The 24,835-nt window shown below is 66.5% G+C and carries 19 protein-coding genes, 1 pseudogene and 2 other annotated features; of the genes and pseudogenes, 12 read left to right on the forward strand and 8 right to left on the reverse strand.

All coding sequences use genetic code 11. From position 1 onward, the window contains the following. Positions 1 to 9 precede the first annotated feature (9 nt). Positions 10 to 1,229 (reverse strand): IS3 family transposase gene (locus OHB01_RS05900; RefSeq protein ID WP_328853951.1). Its coding sequence is split into 2 segments (ribosomal slippage): positions 10 to 950 and positions 950 to 1,229, totalling 1,221 coding nucleotides; the frame shifts between segments, so codons are not numbered across the junction. Next, positions 838 to 951: a sequence feature (AL1L pseudoknot), on the reverse strand. (Overlaps the previous gene by 114 nt.) Positions 1,230 to 1,293: 64 nt before the next feature. Here OHB01_RS05900 and OHB01_RS05905 point away from each other — a divergent pair. Then, positions 1,294 to 4,029 (forward strand): ATP-dependent DNA helicase, encoded by a 2,736-nt coding sequence (locus tag OHB01_RS05905; RefSeq protein ID WP_328855055.1) that lies wholly within the window; start codon positions 1,294 to 1,296, stop codon positions 4,027 to 4,029. A gap of 64 nt (positions 4,030 to 4,093) precedes the next feature. On the opposite strand, the gene OHB01_RS05910 is transcribed toward OHB01_RS05905, so the two are convergent. The 5 genes from OHB01_RS05910 to OHB01_RS05930 all read right to left on the reverse strand — a co-directional run bounded on the left by OHB01_RS05910 (position 4,094) and on the right by OHB01_RS05930 (position 10,201). Further along, positions 4,094 to 4,633 (reverse strand): hypothetical protein, encoded by a 540-nt coding sequence (locus OHB01_RS05910; protein ID WP_328855056.1) that lies wholly within the window; start codon positions 4,631 to 4,633, stop codon positions 4,094 to 4,096. Further along, complete coding sequence (locus OHB01_RS05915) at positions 4,630 to 5,553, reverse strand: hypothetical protein (protein ID WP_328855057.1); 924 nt, start codon at positions 5,551 to 5,553, stop codon at positions 4,630 to 4,632. The genes OHB01_RS05910 and OHB01_RS05915 overlap by 4 nt, the downstream gene beginning before the upstream one ends. Positions 5,554 to 5,560: 7 nt before the next feature. Further along, a complete protein-coding gene (locus OHB01_RS05920) occupies positions 5,561 to 6,640 on the reverse strand; it encodes a hypothetical protein (protein WP_328855058.1) in 1,080 nt (359 codons plus the stop codon). Between the two features lie 83 nt (positions 6,641 to 6,723). Then, complete coding sequence (locus tag OHB01_RS05925) at positions 6,724 to 8,049, reverse strand: hypothetical protein (protein WP_328855059.1); 1,326 nt, start codon at positions 8,047 to 8,049, stop codon at positions 6,724 to 6,726. 930 nt (positions 8,050 to 8,979) lie between these two features. Then, positions 8,980 to 10,201, reverse strand: a protein-coding gene (locus OHB01_RS05930; protein WP_328854078.1) for an IS3 family transposase whose coding sequence is annotated in 2 segments (ribosomal slippage) — positions 8,980 to 9,916 and positions 9,915 to 10,201 — 1,224 coding nt in all. Because the reading frame shifts where the segments join, the coding sequence is not laid out codon by codon here. A 32-nt stretch (positions 10,202 to 10,233) separates the two neighbouring features. Between OHB01_RS05930 and OHB01_RS05935 the strand changes: the two genes are divergently transcribed. From OHB01_RS05935 to OHB01_RS05945, 3 genes are all read left to right on the forward strand, one after another. After that, complete coding sequence (locus tag OHB01_RS05935) at positions 10,234 to 10,887, forward strand: ATP-binding protein (protein ID WP_328855831.1); 654 nt, start codon at positions 10,234 to 10,236, stop codon at positions 10,885 to 10,887. Positions 10,888 to 11,116: 229 nt separating this feature from the next. Further along, complete coding sequence (locus OHB01_RS05940) at positions 11,117 to 12,295, forward strand: S8 family serine peptidase (protein ID WP_328855060.1); 1,179 nt, start codon at positions 11,117 to 11,119, stop codon at positions 12,293 to 12,295. A gap of 69 nt (positions 12,296 to 12,364) precedes the next feature. Next, positions 12,365 to 12,685, forward strand: coding sequence for a transposase (locus tag OHB01_RS05945; protein WP_142652804.1), 321 nt, complete (start codon positions 12,365 to 12,367; stop codon positions 12,683 to 12,685). Further along, positions 12,643 to 12,756, forward strand: a sequence feature (AL1L pseudoknot). Its footprint overlaps the gene before it by 43 nt. Before the next feature lie 56 nt (positions 12,757 to 12,812). Here OHB01_RS05945 and OHB01_RS05950 read toward each other — a convergent pair. Continuing rightward, on the reverse strand, positions 12,813 to 14,342 hold the full coding sequence (locus OHB01_RS05950) for an IS1634 family transposase (protein ID WP_419197557.1): 1,530 nt from the start codon (positions 14,340 to 14,342) through the stop codon (positions 12,813 to 12,815). A gap of 102 nt (positions 14,343 to 14,444) precedes the next feature. On the opposite strand from OHB01_RS05950, the gene OHB01_RS05955 reads away from it, so the two are divergent. The 7 genes and pseudogenes from OHB01_RS05955 to lgt all read left to right on the forward strand — a co-directional run bounded on the left by OHB01_RS05955 (position 14,445) and on the right by lgt (position 21,624). Beyond that, positions 14,445 to 15,305 (forward strand): IS3 family transposase, encoded by an 861-nt coding sequence (locus OHB01_RS05955; protein ID WP_328855061.1) that lies wholly within the window; start codon positions 14,445 to 14,447, stop codon positions 15,303 to 15,305. Between the two features lie 39 nt (positions 15,306 to 15,344). Beyond that, positions 15,345 to 16,472: pseudogene (locus OHB01_RS05960) on the forward strand (S8 family serine peptidase); the annotation flags it as partial. Positions 16,473 to 17,215: 743 nt separating this feature from the next. Continuing rightward, positions 17,216 to 17,746 carry a GNAT family N-acetyltransferase gene (locus OHB01_RS05965; RefSeq protein WP_142652361.1) on the forward strand — a complete coding sequence of 177 codons (531 nt, stop codon included), beginning with the start codon at positions 17,216 to 17,218 and terminating at the stop codon, positions 17,744 to 17,746. Beyond that, positions 17,743 to 18,237, forward strand: coding sequence for a hypothetical protein (locus OHB01_RS05970; RefSeq protein WP_147945520.1), 495 nt, complete (start codon positions 17,743 to 17,745; stop codon positions 18,235 to 18,237). Before OHB01_RS05965 ends, OHB01_RS05970 begins: the two co-directional genes overlap by 4 nt. A gap of 472 nt (positions 18,238 to 18,709) precedes the next feature. Beyond that, positions 18,710 to 19,876, forward strand: coding sequence for an RNA ligase RtcB family protein (locus OHB01_RS05975; protein WP_147945521.1), 1,167 nt, complete (start codon positions 18,710 to 18,712; stop codon positions 19,874 to 19,876). After that, positions 19,873 to 20,571 carry a peptide chain release factor H gene (prfH, locus tag OHB01_RS05980; RefSeq protein ID WP_142652355.1) on the forward strand — a complete coding sequence of 233 codons (699 nt, stop codon included), beginning with the start codon at positions 19,873 to 19,875 and terminating at the stop codon, positions 20,569 to 20,571. The genes OHB01_RS05975 and prfH overlap by 4 nt, the downstream gene beginning before the upstream one ends. Positions 20,572 to 20,733: 162 nt before the next feature. After that, positions 20,734 to 21,624, forward strand: coding sequence for a prolipoprotein diacylglyceryl transferase (lgt, locus tag OHB01_RS05985; protein ID WP_147945522.1), 891 nt, complete (start codon positions 20,734 to 20,736; stop codon positions 21,622 to 21,624). Positions 21,625 to 21,817: 193 nt separating this feature from the next. Here the strand turns inward: lgt and OHB01_RS05990 are convergent, their stop codons facing one another. Continuing rightward, positions 21,818 to 23,302 (reverse strand): non-reducing end alpha-L-arabinofuranosidase family hydrolase, encoded by a 1,485-nt coding sequence (locus OHB01_RS05990; RefSeq protein ID WP_328709081.1) that lies wholly within the window; start codon positions 23,300 to 23,302, stop codon positions 21,818 to 21,820. Between the two features lie 601 nt (positions 23,303 to 23,903). Here OHB01_RS05990 and OHB01_RS05995 point away from each other — a divergent pair. Further along, positions 23,904 to 24,773 (forward strand): class I SAM-dependent methyltransferase, encoded by an 870-nt coding sequence (locus tag OHB01_RS05995; RefSeq protein ID WP_142651524.1) that lies wholly within the window; start codon positions 23,904 to 23,906, stop codon positions 24,771 to 24,773. Positions 24,774 to 24,835 lie beyond the last annotated feature (62 nt).

Below are 24,835 nucleotides of genomic sequence, written 5' to 3' on the forward strand. Positions count from 1 at the left end.
GAGGCCGGGTTAGCTGGCTGGGGTGAGGATAGCCGGGGCGGTTTGGGTTCGGTAGTGGGTCTCGAATTCGGCTGGTGGAAGGTCGTTGCAGGCGCTGTGGAGGCGCCGGTTGTTGTACCAGTCGACCCATTCCATGGTGGCGATCTCGACGTCGTCCAGGCCGTTCCACGGGCCGCGCCGGTGGATCAGCTCGGTCTTGTACAGCCCGATGGTGCTTTCGGCCAGGGCGTTGTCATAGCTGTCCCCTCGAGATCCGACCGAGCAGACCGCCCCGGCACCCGACAGGCGCTCGGTGTAGCGAATCGACAGATACTGGCAGCCGCGGTCGGAGTGGTGCACCAGGCCCTCCAGCCGCCGTCCGTCTCCGCGACGCCAGATGGCCATCTCCAGGGCGTCCAGCGCCAGGTCGGTGCGCAGATGATCGGCCAGACGCCACCCGACGATCATCCGCGAGAACGCGTCGATCACCAGCGCCGCGTACACGAACCCCGACGCGGTGGGGATGTAGGTCAGGTCGGCGACCCACAACCGGTTGGGGGAGGGGGCGGTGAAGTCGCGTTTGACCAGGTCGGCGGGCCGGTCAATGAGAGCATCGGGGATCGTGGTCGGTCGCTTGTGGTCCCCGCGAACCGCCCCGGCCAGCCCCAGGCGCTTCATCAGCCGGGCCACGGTACAGCGGGCCACGCGGGTGCCGCGCCGGTTGAGCTCCTTCCACATCTTGCGCACGCCATACACCTCGAAGTTCTCGTTCCACACCGTGGTGATCTCGGCCATGAGCTGGGCGTCCCGCACCTGCCGGGCTGAGGGCGGACGGGACTTGGCCGCGTAGTACGTCGACGTCGCCACCTGCAACACCTGGCAGATCGGCTCGACGCCGAAAGCGCCGCGGTGAGCGTCGATGAAGGCGACTACCTGGGCGGCCGGGGGTCGAGTTCGGCCGCGAAAAAAGCGGCCGCGGCCTTGAGGATCTCGTTGGCGCGGCGCAGCTCGCGCACCTCGCGCTCCAACTCGGCGATCCGCTGGGCGTCGGTGGTCGAGGTGCCCGGCCGCTGCCCCTCGTCGATCTCGGCCTGGCGCACCCACCCGCGCAATGCCTCGCGGTGAACACCGAGCTGATCGGCCACCCGGGCGATCGCGCCGGGGGCACCGCCGGTCTGCCGGCGGACCTCAAAGACCATGCGCACCGCGCGCTCTCGAAGCTCTTGGGGATACTTCCTCGGGGCTGGCATCGTGACGTGATTCTCCCTTCCGCCAGCAGATGATGCTGGCTTCAGGGCCTCCACGAAAGTCGGAGTGGTTCAGATCGTCGCCTGCGCTGGATCGGGCAAGACTCAGGTCATCTCTCAGCGGATCACGGAGATCCTCCGCAGGCCCGAGGTTCGCCCTCGCAATGTGGTGGCGTTCACGTTCACCAACAAGGCCGCGGCTGAGCTTCAGGAACGGGTCAGCCTCCTCGTTCAGAAGGAGCTCGGCGAGGTGACAGGGCTCGCCGAGATGTTCATCGGGACCATGCACGGCTACGCTCTTGACGCGCTCCAGCAGCACGTGCCGGAGACCTTCAAGTTCAACGTCCTGGACGAGATCCAGACGCGGCTGTTCATCGACCGCAACAGCAGCAAGAGCGGCCTGACAAAGACGTACGCCCGCGTGCAGGGCCGTCCCAAGGCACTGCAGCGCTACAAGGACTCCCGCCTCTATATGCAGGTGCTCAACATCCTGCGGGAGGACGACATCGACGAGGAACTGCTCCCCGAGGAGCTGGTCGAGAACCGGGACGCCTACCGAGCGCTGCTCTTTGAGCACAACTACTTCGACTTCACTGACCAGCTCAAGACGATCGTCGATCTGCTCGAGTGCGACGAGGACGACCCGATTGCCGGCGCGCTGGTTCGCCATGTCCGCGAGCACGTCCACTACCTGGTGGTCGACGAGTACCAGGACACCAACCCGATCCAGGAGAAGCTGATCCGCGGTCTGACCCGGTGGGGGGCGAACCTGTGCGTGGTCGGCGACGACGACCAGACCATCTATCAGTGGCGGGGCAGCGCCGTTGCTGGGATCCTCGGTTTTGCCGACCGGTACCAGGGTGTGCGGACCGTCACCTTGGACGAGAACTTCCGCTCCAGCAGAGGCGTGGTCTCGCTCGGTCAGTCCATCGCCGAGCTGAACGCTGGTCAGCGGCTGTCGAAGAAGATGGTCGCCGCTGGGCACCAGCGCTTCGAGCGCGGGGACCTGCTGGCTCTCACATTCGACGACGCGGCGGCGGAGGCCCAGTGGATCTGCGATCGGATCGAGCGGATGCGCGGCCTGCCCTTTCACGATGCTCCAGGTACTGAGCCACGCGGCCTGTCTTGGTCCGACTTCGCCGTGCTGTTCCGTAGTGTGAGCAAGGACGCTGGGCCGCTGGTGGAGGAGCTCAAGCGGCGCGGCATTCCGTACCTCATCAAAGGGCTCAACCGGCTGTTCGAGGCGCCCGAGGTGCAGGCGTGCGTCAAGCTCTTCGAGTATCTCGTCGGCCAGACCGGGGGCCGAAACGCGGTGCCGGTAACCGAGCAGGACGTCCGGAATGCGTGGCTGAACGCAGAACTGGGTCTGGACGACACCGACCTGGACGCGGGCATCGCCATCCTGGACCGTGCCCGGGCACTCGACCTCAGACGGCACCGCCGGCTCACCTTCACCCTCCAGCAGATCTACGTCGACTTCCTTACTGCCGTCCGGCTTCGCGAGGAACGGGTCCCCGGTGACCAGACCAAGGGCGAGCTGGCCTTCTACAACCTGGGCAAGTTCAGCAAGGTGATCACGGCCTTCGAGCAGATCAACTACAAGAGCAGGTTCCAGGACCTCTACGAGCGGTTCGTCCAGTTCCTGACCTACCAGGCTCCCGACTACTACGCTGAGAGCGACGCCGACGTCGGTTACGCGACGCCGGACGCGGTCGTCATCTCGACCGTCCACCAGGCCAAGGGCATGCAGTGGCCGGCCGTCTTCGTGCCCGCCATGCGCAAGAACCGTTTTCCTGGCAAGCGGCACGGCGGACTGAGCGCCTTCCACGTGATCCCGGAGAAGGCGGTCGCCGACGCTGACCGTTACCGGGGCACCGAGGCTGACGAGGTTCGGCTGTTCTACGTGGCGGTCACCCGTGCCCAGAAGTACCTGGCTGTCACCTTCTCGCCGGGTGAGTCGAGGCTGTACACCAAGGAGTCCGACTTCTTCACCTTCACCACCCGTAACCCATACGTGCTCACAGCCGAGGCGCCGTTGCCCGAGGAGCGAGTGATACCGCGGGCTAGGCACGAGACCCCCGAGGTCACGATGTCGTTCAGTGAGCTGAAGTATCTGTTCGAGTGCCCCTACCAGTTCAAGCTGCGCTTCCTGTACGGCTTCGACCACCCGATTCACGAAGAGCTCGGCTACGGCAAGTCTCTGCATGACACGCTCGCTGAGATCCACAAGCGGGCGATCGACGGAGACATCGTCGACATGGACGAGCTCGACGATCTCGTGGACAGACACCTCAACGTGCCCTTTGCCGGAGACGAGCTGACTAAGCAGCTGCGCAATTCGGCCCGTGCTGCTGTCCGGCGCTACATGCGGGAGAACGGCGAGCAGTTGCACAACACACTGCACTCCGAGCAGCCGATTCGAGTGCACGTGGCGCCGGGCGTGACCGTGGACGGGCGGATCGACTTGATCCGGCGGCTCGATACGGAGGAGACCTCGATCGTGGATTTCAAGTCCACCCAGCGGGCGCAGACCGACGAGGTCTCCCGGGACCAGCTGCACGTTTATGCGGCCGGCTACCGAGAGCTCACGGGGGCAAACGCCGACCTGGTCGAGGTGCTAAACCTTGACGACAGCACCTCCAGCACTCGGGAGATCATTAACGAGGAGCTGCTGCTCGGCATCCACGACAAGATCAGAGATGCAGGCGATGCGCTTCGGGAGAACCGTCTTCCCCGCAAGTCCTCCTGGTGCGACACCTGTGCCCGTTGTGATTTAGCCGGACTCTGCAGGGACTCCAAGTAAGGCCCTCACTCCTGAGCCAAACGAGGCGTGGCTGCTGTGCTGGCCAGAAATTAGCACGACAGTGTCACTCCATGGTCACGCTGAGCTTCAACGTCGCACGGCCGAAAGTTTCGAGGATCCGCTGATGAGTCTGCCGTGGGAGGGAGCGGCTCCCGGGCTCGCCGAGTGGCGTACCCGGTCTAGCGGGGGCTTCGCCCAGTAGGTCGTTCAGGCCGACTCGAGCCACCATCAGAAGCCCGTGTGTAGCGCGGGTGCAGGTGACAGCGAGTCGGCCGAACGCCGAGTTGAACTCATCCAGCTGATCAGCTCCAGAAAGCGGGTGGATGGCGACCGTGATGGCGTTCGTCTGCCCCTGCCAGGAGTCGACGGTAGAGGCCAGCAGTACGCCGTCGGCGAGGTTGTACTTCTCTGTGAGGCGCTCGACCATTGCCTTCGCGTCGTCCACCGCCTGGTTGCGGGTGGCGAGAACGACAATCAAAGGATCGCCTGAGGGCGAGGCCGAGCTAATCCGCACCTCTTCGGCAGGATTGCCGACGTCGTTGTACTGCCGCCGCACGACGGTGAACCCCCTCTCCAGGAGAGGTGCCAGCAGTTCTTCAATCACCCCGAGTAGGGGCGGGTCGACGTCGGAATGCCGGAGGCGACAGACCCCCAGACCGCGCCGACGGCTCCAGCTAGGGCTGGCAGCTCGACGGCACGGTCTCCCGGGGCAGCAACGCAGTCCAACCGGTCCCAGTCGCTGTAGAAGGCCCTCCAGAGGGGAAGCTGCGCGGCCGTGGGACGCCATACCGCAGGCAGGTCAATGGCGAAGGTTCTCTCGTGCTCTTCATAAGCGGTCGGCCAGGCGCGGTACGGATTGTAGCCGGGGTCGCCACGCCACGGGTTCTGGCTGGGATCGATCGGCGGCAACTGTCCTACGTCGCCTACCCCAACGGACAGGGGGGCCAGCCCTTCGACCGTTGCGTAGCGATGGAGCGGCAGCTGCCACGCCTCGTCGACGAATAGGACGTCGAACGGCAGGGTGGTGTTGGCGGCAGGGCCGAGGTGGTCGAGGAATCGCTTCCGCTGCCCCCACGCGCCCATCTTGTGCGAGGTCCCAAGGACTATCGTGCACGTTGCGGGGATGCCGGCGGTGGAAGTGGCGACCGAGACGTGATCGAGCACGTCCCGCGGTACTTGAGGCAACCAGTCTGCAGCCACGAAGAGGCAGACCTGCGCAGTGCCCAAGTTCTTGCCCAGCGCGCCGGCAAGCGGGAACACCTGCTTGTTGGCGAAGGCGGTGATGCCGATCCTGGTGCAGCTCGGATGGCTGAGTGCTTCTTCAACCATGCGCACGAGCGCGTAGGACTTCCCGGCGCCAGCGGCAGCCCGCAGCAGGATCTTGTCGTAGTTCCTGTCACCGCTCAGGGCGGACAAGAGCGTGGCAATTGCACGTTGAGCAGCCACGGCATTCCCACTGGCCGCCGCTTCATGGTGGATCGCGTCGCTGGCCGAGGCGGTAGGGGGCGAGAAGGTAAGTGACATGTGCTGTTCAGTCCAGGTCGTCGATGGTCAGACCGTCGGGAGTAGGTGTGTACGGAGGGGACGGTTCCTCCTCACCACGGCCGACGTCGAACCGCTCCTCGTCGATCAAAGGCGGCCAGACATCTGGGTTGAGCTCACCGCGAGCCCGGCGCTCTGCGAGTGTGTCGGACCACTCAGCCTCTGCGATCCGGTGAGGTCGGCAGCACCACTTGTGGCCCTCCGGGTCGGCGTAGTACCCGGAAGGGCTACAGGTGGCCTTGGGGGCAGACTGATCGTCTAAGGACGGCCGCGACACATTAATCTCATGACCCGACTGCAATACCTTCCCAAACCAGTTGGCGTCCGCCAGGACCAGCACATCACCGACGGCAAGAGTAGGCATAACCACAGGGTTCCAGCGGAATCCTTCGATCCCGGAGATCGTGGTGAGGATGCCGATTGGCATCTGCCCGAATTTGAAGGACTTCTTCTGAGGTTGAATCGACGTGCTCGGTTGCTCGACGAGGCTGTGGCCGTTGATGTGAAGTGCGACGACCCGTGACCCGTCGACCAGACTTCGTGAACGGACCTCGAGACGGACAGGGTCGAGGCCAATCACGGTCGCGAGGGCGAGCTCTCTAATCCCGGGATCGCTCGCCTTATCGTGCGCGACCGAAGAATCGGCCAAGCAGGTGAGCTGGTCAAAGCATTTCCGGTCGGCATCCAGCATCTCGACCTGGGCGTTGCGCCAAATCCGGTGTGTGCGAGAGAAGCGCACGAGGTCGGAGGCTTGCAGCACAACGCGTCGCCCCCAAACCTCCTGCGCGTCGGCTTCCAGGACCCGGTGCACTTTGCGCAGCCGGGAGATCTGCAGCCCGTCAAGGACGGCTTGCGCTCTCTCAAGCACCCCGATGCGGTAGTCGAGAGCCGCCTGGACCAGGGTGTTGTATCCCTCTGCGTCCTTCTCACGTAACGCCCGGTGGATCTCGTCCGAGGCGGCGTTCGAGAGTCGGGCGCCGGGGGTCTGCAGTTGGGCGGCGATGGCATCGGAGACCTCGCGGTGGTTCAGCGGCTCAATGGCCTCAGCCCAGGTGACGAGATAGTCCAAGCGGCCAGCATCGACCGCAGGGCCGCCAGCCGTCACATGCGACGCAACCACGGTCCGCATATCAACCGAGGGCGCCCGAAGGCTCATCGCTCGGGCTCGGTCCTCCTCCAGCAGGAAGCTGACTGCAAGCCGCTCGTCAGGGTGAAGCGGGTCCGGCAGCGTGGCCGGCTCCCCGTCGAAGGTCCGGGCTGGGCGGCCGTTGTCGAGGTCGTGCTGCCAGCGCAGCCGACTGAGTTCGACCCCGGCCAAGGAATCGGCTGCGGTGGCCAACAGTCGGCAGTCGGGCGGTCCGGGACGATCAGGTGAATTGGCCCCAGAGCCGCATGCCGGATCTCGCGGATAGCGGCGCCTAGCATCCGCATGATCGCCCGGCGGGTGAGCGGGGACTGTGGGTCGGGAAAGACGCTGCGCGTCCAGTTGGTTCGCTCTCTCGAGAGCACCTTCTTCACGGCCACACCGTGCACGCCGAGAGCTGCGGAGTCCGACTTCACAAGCACTACATTGATCGTGCCAGGCAGCCCGCACGGGTCGGTTCGGAGGCGCCCAGTCCATTGCGGGAGTCCGCTGACGGTCGCGCTCACCTGGGCGGCGATCTTCTGTGGCGCCTGCCCGGCCTGGCCAGTGCCGGAGACGAGCCCGACTACGGCGGGCCGGCTGAAACGGTCGATGCCGATCTCGGTGAGCAGAGCGATCGGGTCGTCGGAAGCGCGAAGCTCCTCCCGGCAGTACGAAAAAAGGTTGCAGGTCACGCAGCTGCTTGGGTTGAAGGCTGCCGACAGATGAGCAACGTACTCTGGCAGCTCCTGCTCTTGCGGGGAGGAATCTCCGATCTTCTCCTTCGCCGCCAGCCGTTCATCAGCTCTCATGTGCACTTCGACCCGGTGGTCATTCAACAGCTCCACTACGGCCTCGGGCTGCAGGAAGGCATTCCGTGGTACGGCCAGTGCGCCGTAGCGGTGCACCTGCATCCCGCTCGGCAGCTTGCTCCAGGCGGCGACGGACTCGGCGCCCAGCGCAACCTGCAGGAACCCTTTCAGCATCCGGGGATCATCAATACGAGATCGAATCCGCTCATAGTCCTTCGCGTCGCCCATCACCAACCAGGAGCCGAGGGTCTCGCCGTCGCTATCACGAGGGCAGACGATTGCGAAATCGGGCTGGACTGCGGTCGCGTCAGAGATGTCCTCCAGGTTGAGGTACGGTACGGCAAGCGCAGTCAACATGGTCGCCTCGCCGGCGGAGACCGCATTGACGTGTGCGTGGGCGAGTTCGGTGGCTGTGACGGCGACCATCCCGCGACAGTCTCGCCGACGTACCGCTTCGGGGCGAGGGAGGCCAAGCTGCCCGACCGTCTTCGTGAGCAGCTCGGAGACAAAACGCTCGGAGCGTACGAGCCTCTCGAAGGTCATCGCACGCATCCACCGAGCCTCGGGGATCCCGGCGCTCGTGTCGGGATGGCCCAGATGCGTGGCTAGGGCCTTCCGGGTCTTCCTTGTGATGAACGGATCCGTTAGTCGGAATCGCTCACACCCGGCATGCGCCGAAGCGGCGACAGCGCTTGTGCCGCCTCCGGACTGAAGTCCCCCCACGCTCTCCACTCCTTACTCACTGTGGCCTCCGTTAGCAGACTGTAGACCTAGATGTGAACATGTGGGGATGGAACGTGCTCGACTGCCGAAATCATCTCGATGCGCAGCAACGTGACGCCTGTGCGGCACGAGCAGGAAGCGTCTGGGGACTACGTCCTCGGTGAGGGGCCCGGGTAGGAACCGGTCACTCGTGGCGGTCCCAGATCGCACTGAACCGCTTGATCGCGCACGCTCGGGGAATCATGCTAAGAAGCGGACTGCCCATGTTGGCATGACTCGGTAAGGATGAGCATCCTGGTCCGTGCGATGGATAGAGTCTGCACACGTGCGCACAACCGGTAGAGAGGGTGGACATGGCCGCTTCGGCAGACCACGTCAAGGCCCTCGTCAAAGCTCACGGAGCAGGTGACGACGGGACCTTCTACTCAGTTGCGCTACAGGTCGCAGCGAAGGCCGCCCGCCAAGGTCACACCAAGCTTGCGGCCGAACTGCGCGATCTAGTAGACACGACGCAACCTGAGCGAACGTCAAGAGTTACGCCAACGCCGGTCGTCCAGCCCCGCGGTGAACTCGCGGATTTGGTTACTGCCGATTACCCGGCAACAAGACTGTCAGACATGACCTTGTCGGGCGACGTCATGAGGAAACTCATGCGAGTCCTACACGAGCAGCGACAACGTGATCGGCTTGCCCATCATGGTTTCCCACCTATCCATCGATTGAACCGCGCCGAGTTTCGTGGAGGCCGGGTTAGCTGGCTGGGGTGAGGATAGCCGGGGCGGTTTGGGTTCGGTAGTGGGTCTCGAATTCGGCTGGTGGGAGGTCGTTGCAGGCGCTGTGGAGGCGCCGGTTGTTGTACCAGTCGACCCATTCCATGGTGGCGATCTCGACGTCGTCCAGGCCGTTCCACGGGCCGCGCCGGTGGATCAGCTCGGTCTTGTACAGCCCGATGGTGCTTTCGGCCAGGGCGTTGTCATAGCTGTCCCCACGGGAGCCGACCGAGCAGACCGCCCCGGCACCCGACAGGCGCTCGGTGTAGCGAATCGACAGATACTGGCAGCCGCGGTCGGAGTGGTGCACCAGCCCTTCCAGCCGCCGTCCGTCTCCGCGGCGCCAGATGGCCATCTCCAGGGCGTCCAGCGCCAGGTCGGTGCGCAGATGATCGGCCAGACGCCAGCCGACGATCATCCGCGAGAACGCGTCGATCACCAGCGCCGCGTACACGAACCCCGACGCGGTGGGGATGTAGGTCAGGTCGGCGACCCACAACCGGTTGGGGGAGGGGGCGGTGAAGTCGCGTTTGACCAGGTCGGCGGGCCGGTCAATGAGAGCATCGGGGATCGTTGTCGTGGGCCGCTTGTGATCCCCGCGCACCGCCCCGGCAAGCCCCAGGCGCTTCATCAGCCGGGCCACGGTACAGCGGGCCACGCGGGTGCCGCGCCGGTTGAGCTCTTTCCACATCTTGCGCACGCCATACACCTCGAAGTTCTCGTTCCACACCGTGGTGATCTCGGCCATGAGCTGGGCGTCCCGCACCGCCCTCGCGGAGGGCGGGCGGGACTTGGCCGCGTAGTACGTCGACGTCGCCACCTGCAACACTTGGCAGATCGGCTCGACGCCGAAAGCGCCGCGGTGAGCGTCGATGAAGGCGACTACCTGGGCGGCCGTGGGTCGAGTTCGGCCGCGAAAAAGCGGCCGCGGCCTTGAGGATCTCGTTGGCGCGGCGCAGCTCGCGCACCTCACGCTCCAGCTCGGCGATCCGCTGCGCATCAGCGGTCGAGGTGCCGGGACGCTGTCCCTCGTCGATCTCGGCCTGGCGCACCCACCCGCGCAGCGCCTCGCGGTGAACACCGAGCTGATCGGCCACCCGGGCGATCGCGCCGGGGGCACCGCCGGTCTGCCGGCGAACCTCAAACACCATCCGGACCGCGCGCTCGCGAAGCTCTTGGGGATACTTCCTCGGGGCTGGCATCGTGACGTGATTCTCCCTTCCGCCAGCAGATGATGCTGGCTTCAGGGCCTCCACGAAAGTCGGAGTGGTTCAGATTGCTATTGGTGGGGCCTCCTGGGACAGGCAAGAGTATGACGGCAGCAGTACTTGCCCACGAGCTGAGCCTTCCACTTTTCACCATCCGTCTAGATGGCCTCATCAGCCGGTTCATGGGTGAGACATCGGCCAAGCTTCGCGTCATTTTCGACGCGACAAAGAGAACTCGCGCTGTCTACCTTTTTGACGAGTTCGATGCACTGGGCGCCGAACGTGGCGCCGGTAATGATGTCGGGGAAGCACGGCGAATCCTGAACACGTTCCTCCTGTTCCTCGATGAAACCATGCCTGAGAGTCTCGTCGTGGCGGCTACAAACCACCCAGGTCTCCTCGACCGAGCGCTTTTTCGCCGGTTTGACTCAGTGATTAGCTACGATCTTCCAAGTCGAGAGCAAGCGCTTGAGGTGCTGCAGCGACGCCTGCTCGCCATGGACACGAGCACTGTGGACTGGGACGAGGTGGCTCCCCACGTGGAAGGTTTCAGCCAGGCTGAGCTTGTAAGGGTCGCCGAAGCCAGCGCCAAGCAGGCGATTTTGCAGGAGAGCGACGCGCTCGACACCAGAGGCATCATCACTGCATTGAACGAACGGCGGATCACCTGGAATGACTGAAATCCCGCTGGATCCCCCTGCGGGCGCCGAACGACTTTTACATGTACGTGTGCCCCGGCACGGCGAGGATGTCGAGTACCACGGGAGGGGCCGGCGAGGGCCGGAGGCAGTTCATACCTACGCCAGCCGACAGGGCCATGCACGAGCTCTGCAGGCAGAGTTGGAGGCCGCCCAACGGGCGGCGCGCCACGCGCAGGAGGAAGTTCCCTCTGATCTTCGACCGGATGGCGTGACGCTGATTGTGGAGGGCTGGTCCGACGACCCGGGCTACAAGCTCGCGCTGAGCAGCATCGCTTCGGACGGCGCTGTCCTTCTCGCGGTCATGGGCCCAGATGACAGTCGGCCGGAGCGTGCCCTGGTCTGGATGCCGACCTCTTCCGCCGGGAAGTTCGTCAGGAAGTTACGCGAGTTCGCGACGGAGGACACCAACAAGGGTATCCCCAAGAACCTCAAACTCGTGGCGAACATCAAGAGCATCGAGCGTGCAGTTCTCCAGCACCTCTGGCAAGAGGAGGCACCGTTTCCCGATGCCGACGAAGTCTTATGGTGGGAAGTCTGGTTCGCCCATCTCCCCGATTTACCACATCCTGCCACGCATCTTCCTAACCTCAGCGAGAGGCTTGAGATACGCCTGGGGACGCAAACCCTCACCTTCAGAGATAGAACCGTAGCTCACGTGCATGCCACGGCGGCTCAGCTGGGTCGGGTCCTCAGCACGAATGCCGTCATCGCGGAGTTACACCGGCCTCTCCACATTCTGGAAGTCTTCGCCGTCGACAGCCAGACACAACGGGAGCTCATCGATCACCTGGCCGACCGAATCGAAGCGGCGCCCTCAGGCGCCCCAGCTGTCTGTCAGCTGGATACCGGGGTCGCGAAGGAGCATCCGCTACTCCGAGCCTCGGTCGACGTCGTAGAGACGGTAATCCGCGGCACTATCACCGCGGACGAACACGGACATGGCACGAGAATGGCCGGTCTGGCCCTGTTCGGAGACCTTCGTGAGCCGCTTGCTCACAATGGTGCCGTGCGTCTGGCACACCGCCTTGAATCCGTGAAGGTCGTCGAGCCCGACCGCCCTGACCTGGCCACGGAACCTGAGCTTTACGGCGCAGTGACCGCGGAGGCCGTTGCGCGGGTCGAGATCAACGATTCTCGCCGCGGGCGTGTCTTCGCGATGCCTGTCACCGCCAGTGACGGGCAGACTTCTGGTCGTCCCAGCTCGTGGTCTGCTGCTGTGGACGCGCTCGCGATAGGCACGGACATCACCAATAGCCCAACGGGCATCGCGTTGGTCGGAACCCCCGAAACGCAGGCACGGAGGCTAATCATCGTCTCGGCCGGCAACGTGAACGCAGCTGGCCAGATCCTTACCGGCAACCGCAATTACCTCAGCATCTGCGACTGAACCACTCCGACTTTCGTGGAGGCCCTGAAGCCAGCATCATCTGCTGGCGGAAGGGAGAATCACGTCACGATGCCAGCCCCGAGGAAGTATCCCCAAGAGCTTCGAGAGCGCGCGGTCCGGATGGTGTTTGAGGTTCGCCGGCAGACCGGCGGTGCCCCCGGCGCGATCGCCCGGGTGGCCGATCAGCTCGGTGTTCACCGCGAGGCGCTGCGCGGGTGGGTGCGCCAGGCCGAGATCGACGAGGGACAGCGTCCCGGCACCTCGACCGCTGATGCGCAGCGGATCGCCGAGCTGGAGCGTGAGGTGCGCGAGCTGCGCCGCGCCAACGAGATCCTCAAGGCCGCGGCCGCTTTTTTCGCGGCCGAACTCGACCCACGGCCGCCCAGGTAGTTGCCTTCATCGACGCTCACCGCGGCGCTTTCGGCGTCGAGCCGATCTGCCAAGTGTTGCAGGTGGCGACGTCGACGTACTACGCGGCCAAGTCCCGCCCGCCCTCCGCGACCTGAGTTGGCTCAATTTAGTGCGCACCTTCGGGGCTGCGGATCCGCTTGAGGGCGTTGCGTAGGTCGGTGGGCAGAGGGTCGGCGGCGGTCAGGACGTGGTTGCCGGCTTGGATTCGGACGGTGCGATAGCGGCGGGCGGTGCGGACGAACTTCTTGATCGACCATCCGGTCCGTGCCTCGATCCACCGGCCGACCGCCAGGGCGGCGAACACGATCGTCAGGTGCGCGTCGATGGACTCGCGTTTGTGGTGGTAGATCGGCCGTGCTTTGAGGTCGTGCTTGCTCATCCGGAAGGACTTTTCGATCTCGAACAGCCGATGGTAGGAGCTGATGACGAACTCGGCGGTGATGGGCGTCCCGTCCGGGCAGGCGGCGAGATTGGTGATGTAGCCCTTGAGCCCGGCCAGGGCCTTGGCCTTGTCCACCAGCTCGGTGTTGACGCTCTTGGTAGCGCCGGACAGCCTGATGAACCGGTTGCGCTTGACCGGCGCCTGCCCGTCGACGGCGCGCTGGGCCTTGGCGACCTGCTCGTCGATGCCGCGCAGGGTGCGCCGGGCCCGCTCTGCCCGGTACTGGTAGTAGATCATCTGGTCGCGGCGGGGCCGGCTCGATCCCGACGGCCAGGGCTGGATGAAGATGTGCCCGTCGGGGATCGGGGTGCCGGGGTGCTCGCGCCGCCACTGCTTGACCACATACGGCACCTCGGGGATCTTCATGCCGAGGATGAACGACAGCCCAGCGGCTTCGATGGCCTGCTTGTTCGCCTCGGAGATCATCCCGGCGTCGGCCACGATCGTGACGTCCGGCAGGTGGTGGGCCGCCATGAACCCTTCGATCACCGGGAGCATGGTGTGGGTCTCGGCCTTGTTGCCCTCGAAGGCGGTCACCATGAGCGGGAACCCGGAGGAGTCGGTGAGCAGCCCGATCGTGATCTGCGGGTCCAGGCGGCGTTCCTTGGAAAAGCCCGGCTCGCGGAACCCATCCCCGGCGTCGGTCTCGAAGTACAAGGTTGACACGTCGTAGAGGACCAGGCTGGCCGGCCCGAGGCGGGTGTGGGCCGCGCATGCACCGGCCAGGGCCTGGCGCCACTGCGGTGCGGCGTAGTCCGGCAGGCGGCGCTTCACCGTGGCATACGACACCGCATCGATCCCGGCCTCGCCGAGCACGCGCAGGCTGTCGTGCTTGCTCGTCGGTTCGATCACCCGCGCGAGCACCAGCTGCCGGAACACCTCATCGCCCCCGGCCGCGGCAGCAAACCCCAGCGTGTCGTAGGCGCGGGACAGCGCGTCCCACAGGTGTTCCATCCGCGAGCTGACGATCTCCAGCGGCCCGCCCGCCATCGGCCCATCGTCCAGCCCCAGGTCCAGTTCCTGCTGGCCGGCGGCCAGCCGCTGACGCGCCACCGCCCTGAGCGTCTCCAACTCGGCGTCGTCGTGCGCCGACCCGATGTGCTCGATCTCCCGCGATCCGCGGCGGGAGGAGTAGACGATCTGCACCGCCCGGGCGCCTGAGGCCGTCTTCACCGTCCGCACGTACGGAGACACGGCCACCAGGGTAGAGACATGATCGATTTAGTGCGCACTTTTCGCCGTTCCCGACGGGGAACCACGAGGTCAACGCCTCGCGCTCAGCGACAATCTTGAAACGTGAGCCAAGTCAGGTTGCAGGTGGCGACGTCGACGTACTACGCGGCCAAGTCCCGCCCGCCCTCCGCGAGGGCGGTGCGGGACGCCCAGCTCATGGCCGAGATCACCACGGTGTGGAACGAGAACTTCGAGGTGTATGGCGTGCGCAAGATGTGGAAAGAGCTCAACCGGCGCGGCACCCGCGTGGCGCGGTGCACCGTGGCCCGGCTGATGAAGCGCCTGGGGCTTGCCGGGGCGGTGCGCGGGGATCACAAGCGGCCCACGACAACGATCTCCGAAGCCCTCACCGAGCGGACCGAAGACCTGGTCAAACGCGACTTCACCGCCCCCGCCCCGAACCGGCTGTGGGTCGCCGACCTGACCTACATCCCCACCGCGTCGGGGTTCGTGTACGCGGCGCTGGTGATCGACGCGTTCTCGCGGATGATCGTCGGCTGGCGTCTGGCCGATCATCTGCGCACCGACCTGGCGCTGGACGCCCTGGAGATGGCCATCTGGCGCCGCGGAGACGGACGGCGGCTGGAGGGCCTGGTGCACCACTCCGACCGCGGCTGCCAGTATCTGTCGATTCGCTACACCGAGCGCCTGTCGGGTGCCGGGGCGGTCTGCTCGGTCGGATCTCGAGGGGACAGCTATGACAACGCCCTGGCCGAAAGCACCATCGGGCTGTACAAGACCGAGCTGATCCACCGGCGCGGCCCGTGGAACGGCCTGGACGACGTCGAGATCGCCACCATGGAATGGGTCGACTGGTACAACAACCGGCGCCTCCACAGCGCCTGCAACGACCTCCCACCAGCCGAATTCGAGACCCACTACCGAACCCAAACCGCCCCGGCTATCCTCACCCCAGCCAGCTAACCCGGCCTCCACGAAACTCGGCGCGGTTCAGACAGCGAACGGATCGAAGACCCGGCCCAGGCATGGAACGCTCTTACCGTGGGTGCTTATACCGAACTTGTTGATGTTCCCGCGGACGGTAGCTTCAGCGACTGGGAGCCTGTCGCTCCGCGGGGGGAGCTTTCCCCGCATAGCCGGACCTCAATTCTGTTCGGTTCCGCGTGGCCGCTCAAGCCGGACATTGTCCTCGAAGGGGGCAACCTCCTCCAGGACCCCGCCAAGACTTTTCGCGGGGATGATGACTCGGTCAATCTGCTCACTACAGATCGCTTGGGCGGTTTCACGGTCGCAAACGCCACGAGTGCCGCAACGGCGCAAGCTAGCCGCCTCGCCGCCCTCGCCATGGCCCGTTATCCGGACTGGTGGCCGGAGAGCATCCGGGGGCTGCTCGTCCACTCGGCCGAGTGGACGGAACCGATGCGTGAACGCATCCTGCCTAATAGATTCAAGAAGGAGCAGCGTGTCGCCATGCTGCGCCGCTACGGGTGGGGTGTGCCGACCAAAGAACGGGTCCTCGCGAGCGCCCGAAGCGATGTCACCATGCTCATCCAGGATGAGTTCCAGCCCTTCGAGCGCAAGAAGAGCAATGTCAGCATGCGATCGGCCCGGATCCATGTGCTTCCCTGGCCGCGCGAGCAGCTCCTGCAACTTGGAGAAGCCGACGTCCGGATGCGGATTACTCTCTCTTACTTCGTGGAGCCTAATCCGTCCAGTTTGGGATGGGACGTTCGTTACCGCTACCCGTCGTACCAGCTCCGCTTTGATGTGAAACGCCCGCAGGAGACCCTGGACGAGTTTAGGGCAAGGGTGAGCAGCGAAGCGCAACTAGAGGAGGAAAACCGGGCACCGGCCGCGCCCGACAAGCGGAACTGGCTGATCGGCCCTCTAGGACGGCACAAAGGCTCGCTTCACGCCGACATCTGGACGGGAAGCGCAGCCGAGCTCGCTGCGTGCGGTGCCATCGCGGTTGTTCCGGTCGGCGGGTGGTGGAAGGACAACAAGCGCAAGGACCGCGCCGAGATGCCCGTGCGCTACTCGCTGCTCGTCTCTCTTGCCAGTACGGTCCCCATCGATATCTATACACCGATCACGATCCAGGCTGGCATACCTATCCAAATCTCAACGTAGCGGCCAGCAGGAGATCACAAGATACGCGCTCTATGCCGAGAGCTTGCTGGCGTGACGTTCCGTTACTTTGATTGTTGATCTTCGGCATGCTGGGATGGCCGGGTGCCTGGCCTGGAGGAGATGTCGCGTGAAGAGCTGAGCGCTCTTGCGCGCGCTCTTGTCGAGCGGAAGGTGATCTTGGAGGAGAATGCCGTGCTGTGTGAGCGGGTCGCGCGGTTGGAGCGGCTGATCTCGCGCAAACGAGTGTGAAACTGGTGATGATCGGCGATACTCTCACCGCCGACGTAGCCGGCGGGCGGCGTCCCTGATCTCGGCACCTTCTGATCGACCAGCGCCTGACACCAGCGCAAGCACGACGTCCCCCGCGAGCACAGGTAAACGGGCGCGGCATATACGCGAAATGATCAAGGAGGGGCTGGCAGCCATTGACGCCATAGACCGAGGTGAGAGGCATCGAGACCCTGAGGAGAGCGCCGCTCTCCTAAAGCGGGTGCCGCAGGTTCGAATCCTGCCGGGGGCACCTAGTTGGCCTTGTCATTTGCTGCCTGACCTGGGACTTCTCTCCCACTATGGCTTCCGCCGGAGTGCAGCCGTAGGCCGCCGAGAGCAGTCCTGGATCACCGCGGTGTGACCCGGCCGGCATCGGCACTACAGACCGCGACGAACCGTTACAGGCAATGGCTCACTGCCTTCCGGATAAGGCGTGTGCGGTCTTGTCGCCGCGCGTGATACTCCTCCCTCCTATGAACGACCTTGTGACAGCGCGGCTCGAGCTTCATCCGATGACCGTTGGCGAAGCTGAGCGGGTGCTGGCGGTTGAGTCGGACAGCAGTGACCGATGGGCGCCCGGATACCCCACCGAGGGGGACATGTACGCCGCCAAGCGCTTTCTGGACACCTGTGCGGTCACCGGTGATCCCCAGCCGTTCGGCAACTACGAAATCCGTAGACGCGAGGACGGTCAGGCGATCGGCGGTGTGGGCTTCCACGGACCTGCGGACGAGAACGGCAGCGTCACGATCGGCTACGGCCTCATCCCGTCGGCACGAGGCCAGGGGTACGCTTCCGAAGCCCTTCGGGAAATACTGCTGTTCGCGCGGGCACGCGGCATCACCTGCGTGAAAGGCGACGCCGACCACGGCAACGTCGCGTCCCAGCACGTCATGATGGCAGTCGGCATGCGGCCGACCGGACAAGACGAACGCGTCAGATACTTCGAAATCGCCTGGACCGACACGACGGCGAATGCCGACCTGGGCTCCTACAAGCCATGACCTTGCTCGTGCACCTCACCCCGGCCAAGAACATCCGCTCGATCCGGCGCGCGGGCATCCGCGCCGTCAGCGTGGGGCGGACCGATGCGACAGGCGTCTACTGCCTGCCGGTGCTGCCCTCCTACCAGAACACCTATCAATGGGGCCGTGAGCTGCGGCGTGGCGGTCAGCGCACTCTCGTCGCCGTCCACTTCCGCATTCCGGATGACGAGCCGGTGCTGGTGGGCCACTACAACACCCGGCCGGTCGAACTCGCCAGCGCCGCAGCCGCCGCTCTGATCGCCGGACAACAGGACGCCCGCGGATACGAACTCCTGGTCCCGCGGCCGATCCAGGCCGGCGAGATCCACCGCATCAGGGGCGTGAACCAGGTGACCGGGTGGCGCTACATGCCCAACGCACACGGCAGGCCGCCCTGCGCCTGCCCGATCTGCAACCCTCGTGGAGCGTACGGCGCAGCCAAGATCCGTAAAGCGTTCGACGAGGCGTGACGATTCGGGCTGTCAGCAAGCCGGCTCTCGCCGCTCCAGGGCGGATTCGTTGGTCGGGGAGCCGCACTGGTCGCGTTCGGTCGCCTCGTCGACCGCGCAGGAGTGATGAGCGACCAGACGGCCGAGGCGCTCGTCGGCACCGCTGCCCGACGAAGCGGAACTTTGCCGACTGGACGAAGCATCCCGCAACGCCGTTCGCCAGGCGTTCGCGAGCTGGAGCACGCAGGGCTGGTCACCTCAAAGTGGGCCCCTCTGATGCGAATCCTGCCGAGGAGGCCCTGCGGGCGTCCCGCGCGCGGCCATGCGCGGGCCGGACGGCTGAAAATCAGTTGTCTGGCATGGCGGGGCTCGGAGAATCTGGTGCGCATGAGGCTCTGACGGACAGCGTTCCCCGCGACTTCAACGATGACACGGCGCCGGCTCGCGCCGTGATGCCGCCTGTCCATGCCCTGTTTCAGCGAAGAGAGCGTCTTTGTCTCACCACCACTCCAGGCCGGCCGTAGGGTCGGCCACCGTCACCGTGTTCGCCTCCCCCACCAGCTGGATCGAATCCGATGCCCTGGCGCAGTGTGACCAGGTGGCCGGCCTCGACGGCATGAAGCACGTCGCCGCCATGCCGGACCTGCATCCCGGCAAGGGCGCTCCCATCGGCGCCGCCATGGCCTCGACCGTCTTGTATCCGTTCCTGGTGGGCTCCGACATCGGTTGTGGCATCGCCGTGTTCCCCGTTTCGCTCAAGCGCGCCGTACCCGAGAAGCTCGCCTCCCGGTTTCCCGACCTCGACCGCGCGCTGGACCCTGATCGGGATGCCGACGACCCGGCCTGGGCCGTGGTGAAGGGCGACATTCCCGCCGGTCACCTTGAGGGCCTCGGGACGGTCGGCCGGGGCAACCACTTCGTTGAGCTGGCGCGCATCGGGACCGTCTCCGAACCCGGCCACGCGAGCCGGCTCGGGCTCTCCGCCGGTGACCTGGTCCTCATCGTCCACAGTGGCTCCCGCGGCCTGGGTGAGCAGATCCTGCGGGCGCACACCGAGCTTCACGGCGCGGGCCCCGCCCCTGATCCCGGCGCCTACCTGGCGATGCATGACGCCGCCGTACGGTGGGGGTCGCTCAACCGGCGGCTGCTGGCCGCCCGAGTCGCCCATGCGCTGGGGTTCGAACCCACCGAGCCGATCGTCGACCAGTGCCACAACCTGGTCGAGATCCGCGACGGGATCTACCTGCACCGCAAGGGTGCGGCACCGGGCGACGGCCGCGACGTGCTCATCGCCGGCACGCGAGGCACCCCTTCCTATCTCGTGGCCGCCCACGCCGGGCCGCACGCCAACTGGTCCGTGGCACACGGCGCGGGCCGCAAGATGTCCCGTACGGACGCCCTGCGCCGGGGCCGGGCCAAGCACACGGTCGAGGAACTGCGCCGTACGCCGGTGGGATCGCTGGTGGTGTGCGGCGACCGCCAGCTCCTCTTCGAAGAGGCGCCGACGGCCTACAAGCGCATCGAGCAGGTCATCGCCGACCTCGTCGGCCACGACCTCGCCACGCCCGTGGCCACCACGATCCCGCTGGTCACCTACAAAACACCCGAACCCCGGAGCGCCCAGCGGGAACAGCGCCGCAAGCGAGGAGGCCGGTCGTGAGCGTGCACCTGCTGCTGTCGGCCGGGCGTGGCCCGCAGGAGTGCGCCTGGGCGCTGGCCCGGTTGCTGCGACGCCTGGAGGCCGACGCCACCCGGCGGAATCTGGAGACCCATCGGGTCCAGGCCGTCCCCGGTGACCGGGCCGGCACCTATCGGTCGGTCCTCATCGAGATCGCGGGAGACGGCGCCGAGGCGTTCGCCGCCTCCTGGACCGGAACGCTGTGCTGGCAGGCCCCCAGCCCATATCGGGCCGGCACCGGCCGGAAGAACTGGTACGTCATCGCCCAGCCGTGCCGGGTCGACACCCCACGCACCGCCTTCCACGAAAGTGACGTGGACGTCGTCGCCTGCCGCACCGGCGGCCCCGGCGGTCAGCATCGCAACAAGGCCAGCACCGCCGTACGGGCCACTCACCGGCCCACCGGGCTCGTCGTCGTGGTCGACACCGAGCGGCAGTTCAGCCTCAACCGCCGCATCGCCGTACGGCTGCTGCGACAGGCCGTCGAGCGCGGTGACGAGGCGGCCGGGCGCGCCGCCGTCACCGCCCGCTGGCGCGTTCACGACGAACTCGTACGCGGCAACCCCACCCGGGTCGAACGCCCGGAGACGTCGAATCAGGACCTGGCCCCGCAGAAGCAGACCCGCCGACGACGGCGTTCCGCCGGACCGCGTCTACCTCCGAAGGCACCGATCTGATCAGGCCCGCGTCGAGGTGAACCTTCAGCTCAGCGGAAAGCCGCTCGAGCATCAAAGCAGGCGCGTACGACAGTTCGCGCGGGCGGCAGGACGTACAAAGGCACCCTTGCGATCGGGTCACGAAGACGGCCGGGCGGCCTCGGGTTGGCTAGCCTCACCGGCATGCCGCTTGCCTCGATTCCCAGCCCTGCCCAAGGGGTCTGGTATCTCGGGTTCATCCCGATCAGGGCCTACGCGTTGTGCTTCATCGTCGCCATCGGCTTCGCCGTCTGGCTGAGCGACCGCCGCTGGCGCGATCGCGGCGGCGAGAAGGGGGCGATCGGCGACATCGCGGTGCCCGGAGTGATCTTCGGCCTGGTCGGTGCCCGCCTCTACCACGTCATCACCGACTGGCAGACCTACTTCGGCCCGCGCGCGGTCAAGGAGCCCTACCAGGCGCTGTTCATCTGGGAGGGCGGGCTCAGCATCTGGGGCGCGGTCGCCCTGGGAGCCGTGGGCGTGTGGCTGGCCTGCCGCCGCCGGGGGTTGTCCCTGAGCGCCGTGGCCGACACGGTCGCGCCCGCCCTCGCGTTCGGGCAGGCGATCGCCCGCTGGGGCAACTGGTTCAACCAGGAGCTGTACGGCGGTCCGACCACGTTGCCGTGGGGCCTGGAGATCGACCAGGCGCACGGCGGCGCGCCGGGCGTGCTCTACCACCCGACGTTCCTGTACGAGTCGCTGTGGGACGCGGCGCTCGGTTTCGCGCTGATCCTGGCCGGCAGGCGGTTCACGCTGCACCACGGCCGCCTGTTCGCCGTCTATGTCGCCGGCTACACGTTCGGGCGGTTCTGGATCGAGGGGCTGCGCATCGACCCGGTGGGCGGCGTCGACCACGCGGCGACGTTCCTGGAACTGCGGATCAACCAGTGGACCTCGCTCGTGCTCTTCGCCGGCGCACTGGTCTATCTCTGGGTGACACGCGGCAAGGACGCCGAACAGGTCGTGGTGCCGGCCGCGCACAAGCCCTCGGACGAGGAGAACGGCGACCGGTCGAGGTCGCCTGACCTGCCGTAAGGCCCTTCGGGCACACGCCGCGCAGCACGCCCGGACGTGCGGGGACGGTGCGTGGGCTCGCCGTATGAGACCGGCGGGCTCGGCCGTGTGCCGAGCCCGCCGACCGGGTTCCGCCCGGTCCCGGTCGCCGATGGCGCTCACCCGGTGGGTTTGCGCGTACGCCGGGAGGCCGGGCGGGTTCGGTGTCAGGGCGTCAGCGCTGCAGGGTCAGCAGGCCGGGCCGGTAGGGCAGCAGGCCGTAGTCGCCGCCGGAGCTGGGGCTGCGGCCCTGGTAGAGCAGCTGCAGGTTGCAGGGGTCGACGGTCTTGGTCTGGTCGGGGTTGGTGCGGACCAGGTCGCCGTGGCTGATGTCGTTGGTCCAGGTGGCGCCGCTGTTGGCCTTGCCGGCGAAGGGGTTGCTCTCGCTGGTGGCCTGCGGGGTCCAGTTGCCGCCCAGGCTGGTGGCGGTGTAGGAGCGGAAGTAGCGGCCCTGCGAGCCGATCGACTCCACCAGCATCAGGTACTTGTTCTGGCCCTGGAGCTTGTAGACCTCGACACCCTCGAAGAGGTTGTTCGTCGAGTCGCTCATGATGGTGGTGTAGTTGGAGCCGAAGTTGCCCGGGAAGTTCCCGATGGGCATGCTCGACCGGTAGATCTTGCCGTTGTCCCCGGCGAAGAACAGGTACATGTTCTGGTCGTCACCGATGAGCGTCTGGTCGATCGGGCCGGTGCCGGAGCCGGAGATGCTCGCCGTCGACAGCGTCTGCTGCGCCGACCAGCCGTTCGGGTTGCTGGGGTCGGTCGAGGTCCGGTAGGAGAACGCGGTGCCGCCCCACTGGTACGCGAGCACCCAGATGTTCTTGGGAGCGAAGTAGAACAGCGTCGGCGCGACGGCCGAGAAGTTCATCTTGGTCTGTGTGGCCGAGGCCATGTCGGACCAGTTCGTGAACAGGCCGAAGTTCATCGAGCCCCAGCTCGATCCGTTGTCGTGCGTCGTCGCGTAGACGAGGTGCTTGCCGTTGTAGACGACGTTGGTGAAGTCCTTCAGCGAGACCCACCCGGACCTCGGCGTCGCCAGCGCACCGGTCGAGCTCCAGCGGTACGTCGACGGGAGATCACAGGTGCCGCCGGGCGGGGGCGTCGGGGAGGCCGTCGGGGAGGGCGTCGAGCCGCCGCCGTGGACGGTCCACTTCTGGTTGGCGCCGCCCCAGCAGCTGTAGAGCTGGATCTGACTGCCGTTGGAGGTGCCGGCGCCGACGACGTCGAGGCACAGCCCCGACTGGACGCCCACGATGGAGCCGTCGGAGTTCTGGCGCCACTTCTGGTTGGTCTGGCCGTTGCAGGACCAGATCACGACCTTGGTGCCGTTGGTGGTGCCCATGTTGTAGGCGTCCACGCACCGGGTGCCGTTGAACGTCCGCAGCTCACCGGAGGAGGTGAACTCGAATGCCTGGTTCGCCTGCCCGTTGCAGTCCCAGATCTGCAGAGCGGTGCCGAGCGCGTCGGTGTTGCCCGACACGTCCAGGCACCGCCCGGACGCCGCGCTCACCAGCGGCGCCGCCGCCGCCGACGCAGGCGCCGACCACGTCACGACGGACGCCAGCACGGTCGTCAGCACTGTGGCCAGGACCGCCACGAGGCGCGTGCGGGCCGGCGAACGACGCCGGCCGCTCGTCACTCGGATGGGGGGTGAATCCATTGTTTCGTTCTCCTTGGGATGAAGGCGTGGCGGGCCACGCCGGGAAAGCGGAGCCGGGCACGGCCGGGCGGCCCATCGGCTGCACCGCGGTGCCCTCGCGCGCCGTTAGCGCTAACATTCAGCGACTGGTTCGGCTCCTCTCCCTCGATGGCGTGGAGTAGTGGTGCACGTATGACCCGGGCGTGAGCCCGTTAAGAATGCGCTCCTTGTCGGCGCCGGCCACGCCCGGGACGCTCCGGGGTGGCGCGCGGCGGCGGACCGTCTCCGATGATGGAGATCCCTCCTTCCCGAGCCGGGGCGTGTTAGCGCTCACATTTCTTGCCGTACGGGAGGTCGCTCCCGCAGGTGTCGATTCCGGTGGCAATCGCGGAGCAAACCCGCATTCACCGGGTCGCGTCAAGAGGGCGACCGATAGCCCGGGTCCGCAGAGAGCTTCCGTAACGCGTCCACCTGGCGACATCGCCCGCGCCCGCACCGTCGGCAGAGTGCGCGCGATGAAACATTCACGACATCTGGGGAGCGGCGATGGCGGCGGTCGCCCGGCCGAGGGCGAGCGATTCGTTCAAGACCGGGGCGGTCTCGTGGTGCGAGCCTGCCGGACATGACCCGACAGGCGTTCACCCCCGCGCTGGGACGCTTCGCGCCCACGCGTTTCTACGATCCCGTCGTCATGCTGACCAGGGAACGGCTGTGGCGGGCGCTGACCGTCATGCATGCCGCTCCGCGTCCGTACGAGGTCATCGTCGACGTGGGGTGCGGCACCGGGTCCACGGCGCTGCTGCTGCACCGCATCGAGCCACGTGCCCGGGTCGTGGCGGTGGACCCGGACCGGGAGGTGCTGGCGATCGCCCGGCGCAAGGCCGAGGCCGCCGGCGCGACGGTGCGGTGGGAGACCGGCATGGGCGACGCGCTGCCCGAGATCGTGGGCCCCGGCGCGGCGGACACGGTGGTGTCCACCCTGGTGTTGCACCAATGCCCGGTGGCGACGAAGCGGGCCGTCCTCTCCTCGATGCACGCGGTGCTGCGGCCGGGCGGCAGGCTCGTCATCGCCGACTACGGGCTACAGCGCACGCGGCTGATGCGGCTGGGCTTCCGGCTGGTGCAGTTCGCCGACGGCGTCGAGGACACCCGCCCGAACGCCGAGGGCCTGCTGCCCGCGCTGATGACCGAAGCTGGTCGGCGAAGCCGCTCACGGCCGCCGCCTCTGCCGGCGTCCGTCCCGCCCGCAGCTCCTCCACCGTACGGCGAAGCCGGCCCCAGACCCGCCAGCGCGTCAGCGGCATCCCCCAGCTGGTCGCGGGCCAGGCCGCGCAGCCGTTGCGGGGATATGCCCACCCGCGCGGCCAGATCCCGCATCGAGATCGGCCCGGCGGTCAGCGCGTCCATCGCGGCGAGCAGCCGGGGGTCGAGCTCGCCGGACGGTCGCGCACCCGCGAGGCGGACGTCGTCCTCGGCGAGCTCGCGCAGGTGAGGAGCCGCGTTGATCCCGGGCCCGCAGCGCTCACGCAGCCGGTCGGCGAAGGCGCACTGCGG

The organism is Microbispora hainanensis (genome assembly GCF_036186745.1).
Taxonomy (GTDB): Bacteria; Actinomycetota; Actinomycetes; order Streptosporangiales; family Streptosporangiaceae; genus Microbispora.

What these genes read in the sequence shown, in the direction of transcription:
- OHB01_RS05915 (WP_328855057.1), bottom strand. Translation starts at nt 5,553, where the DNA reads ATGTCACTTACCTTCTCGCCCCCTACCGCCTCGGCCAGCGACGCGATC.
- OHB01_RS05925 (WP_328855059.1), bottom strand. Translation starts at nt 8,049, where the DNA reads ATGACCTTCGAGAGGCTCGTACGCTCCGAGCGTTTTGTCTCCGAGCTG.
- OHB01_RS05945 (WP_142652804.1), top strand. Translation starts at nt 12,365, where the DNA reads ATGCCAGCCCCGAGGAAGTATCCCCAAGAGCTTCGAGAGCGCGCGGTC.
- OHB01_RS05935 (WP_328855831.1), top strand. Translation starts at nt 10,234, where the DNA reads ATGCTGGCTTCAGGGCCTCCACGAAAGTCGGAGTGGTTCAGATTGCTA.
- OHB01_RS05965 (WP_142652361.1), top strand. Translation starts at nt 17,216, where the DNA reads ATGAACGACCTTGTGACAGCGCGGCTCGAGCTTCATCCGATGACCGTT.
- OHB01_RS05990 (WP_328709081.1), bottom strand. Translation starts at nt 23,302, where the DNA reads ATGGATTCACCCCCCATCCGAGTGACGAGCGGCCGGCGTCGTTCGCCG.
- OHB01_RS05995 (WP_142651524.1), top strand. Translation starts at nt 23,904, where the DNA reads ATGACCCGACAGGCGTTCACCCCCGCGCTGGGACGCTTCGCGCCCACG.
- lgt (WP_147945522.1), top strand. Translation starts at nt 20,734, where the DNA reads ATGCCGCTTGCCTCGATTCCCAGCCCTGCCCAAGGGGTCTGGTATCTC.
- OHB01_RS05970 (WP_147945520.1), top strand. Translation starts at nt 17,743, where the DNA reads ATGACCTTGCTCGTGCACCTCACCCCGGCCAAGAACATCCGCTCGATC.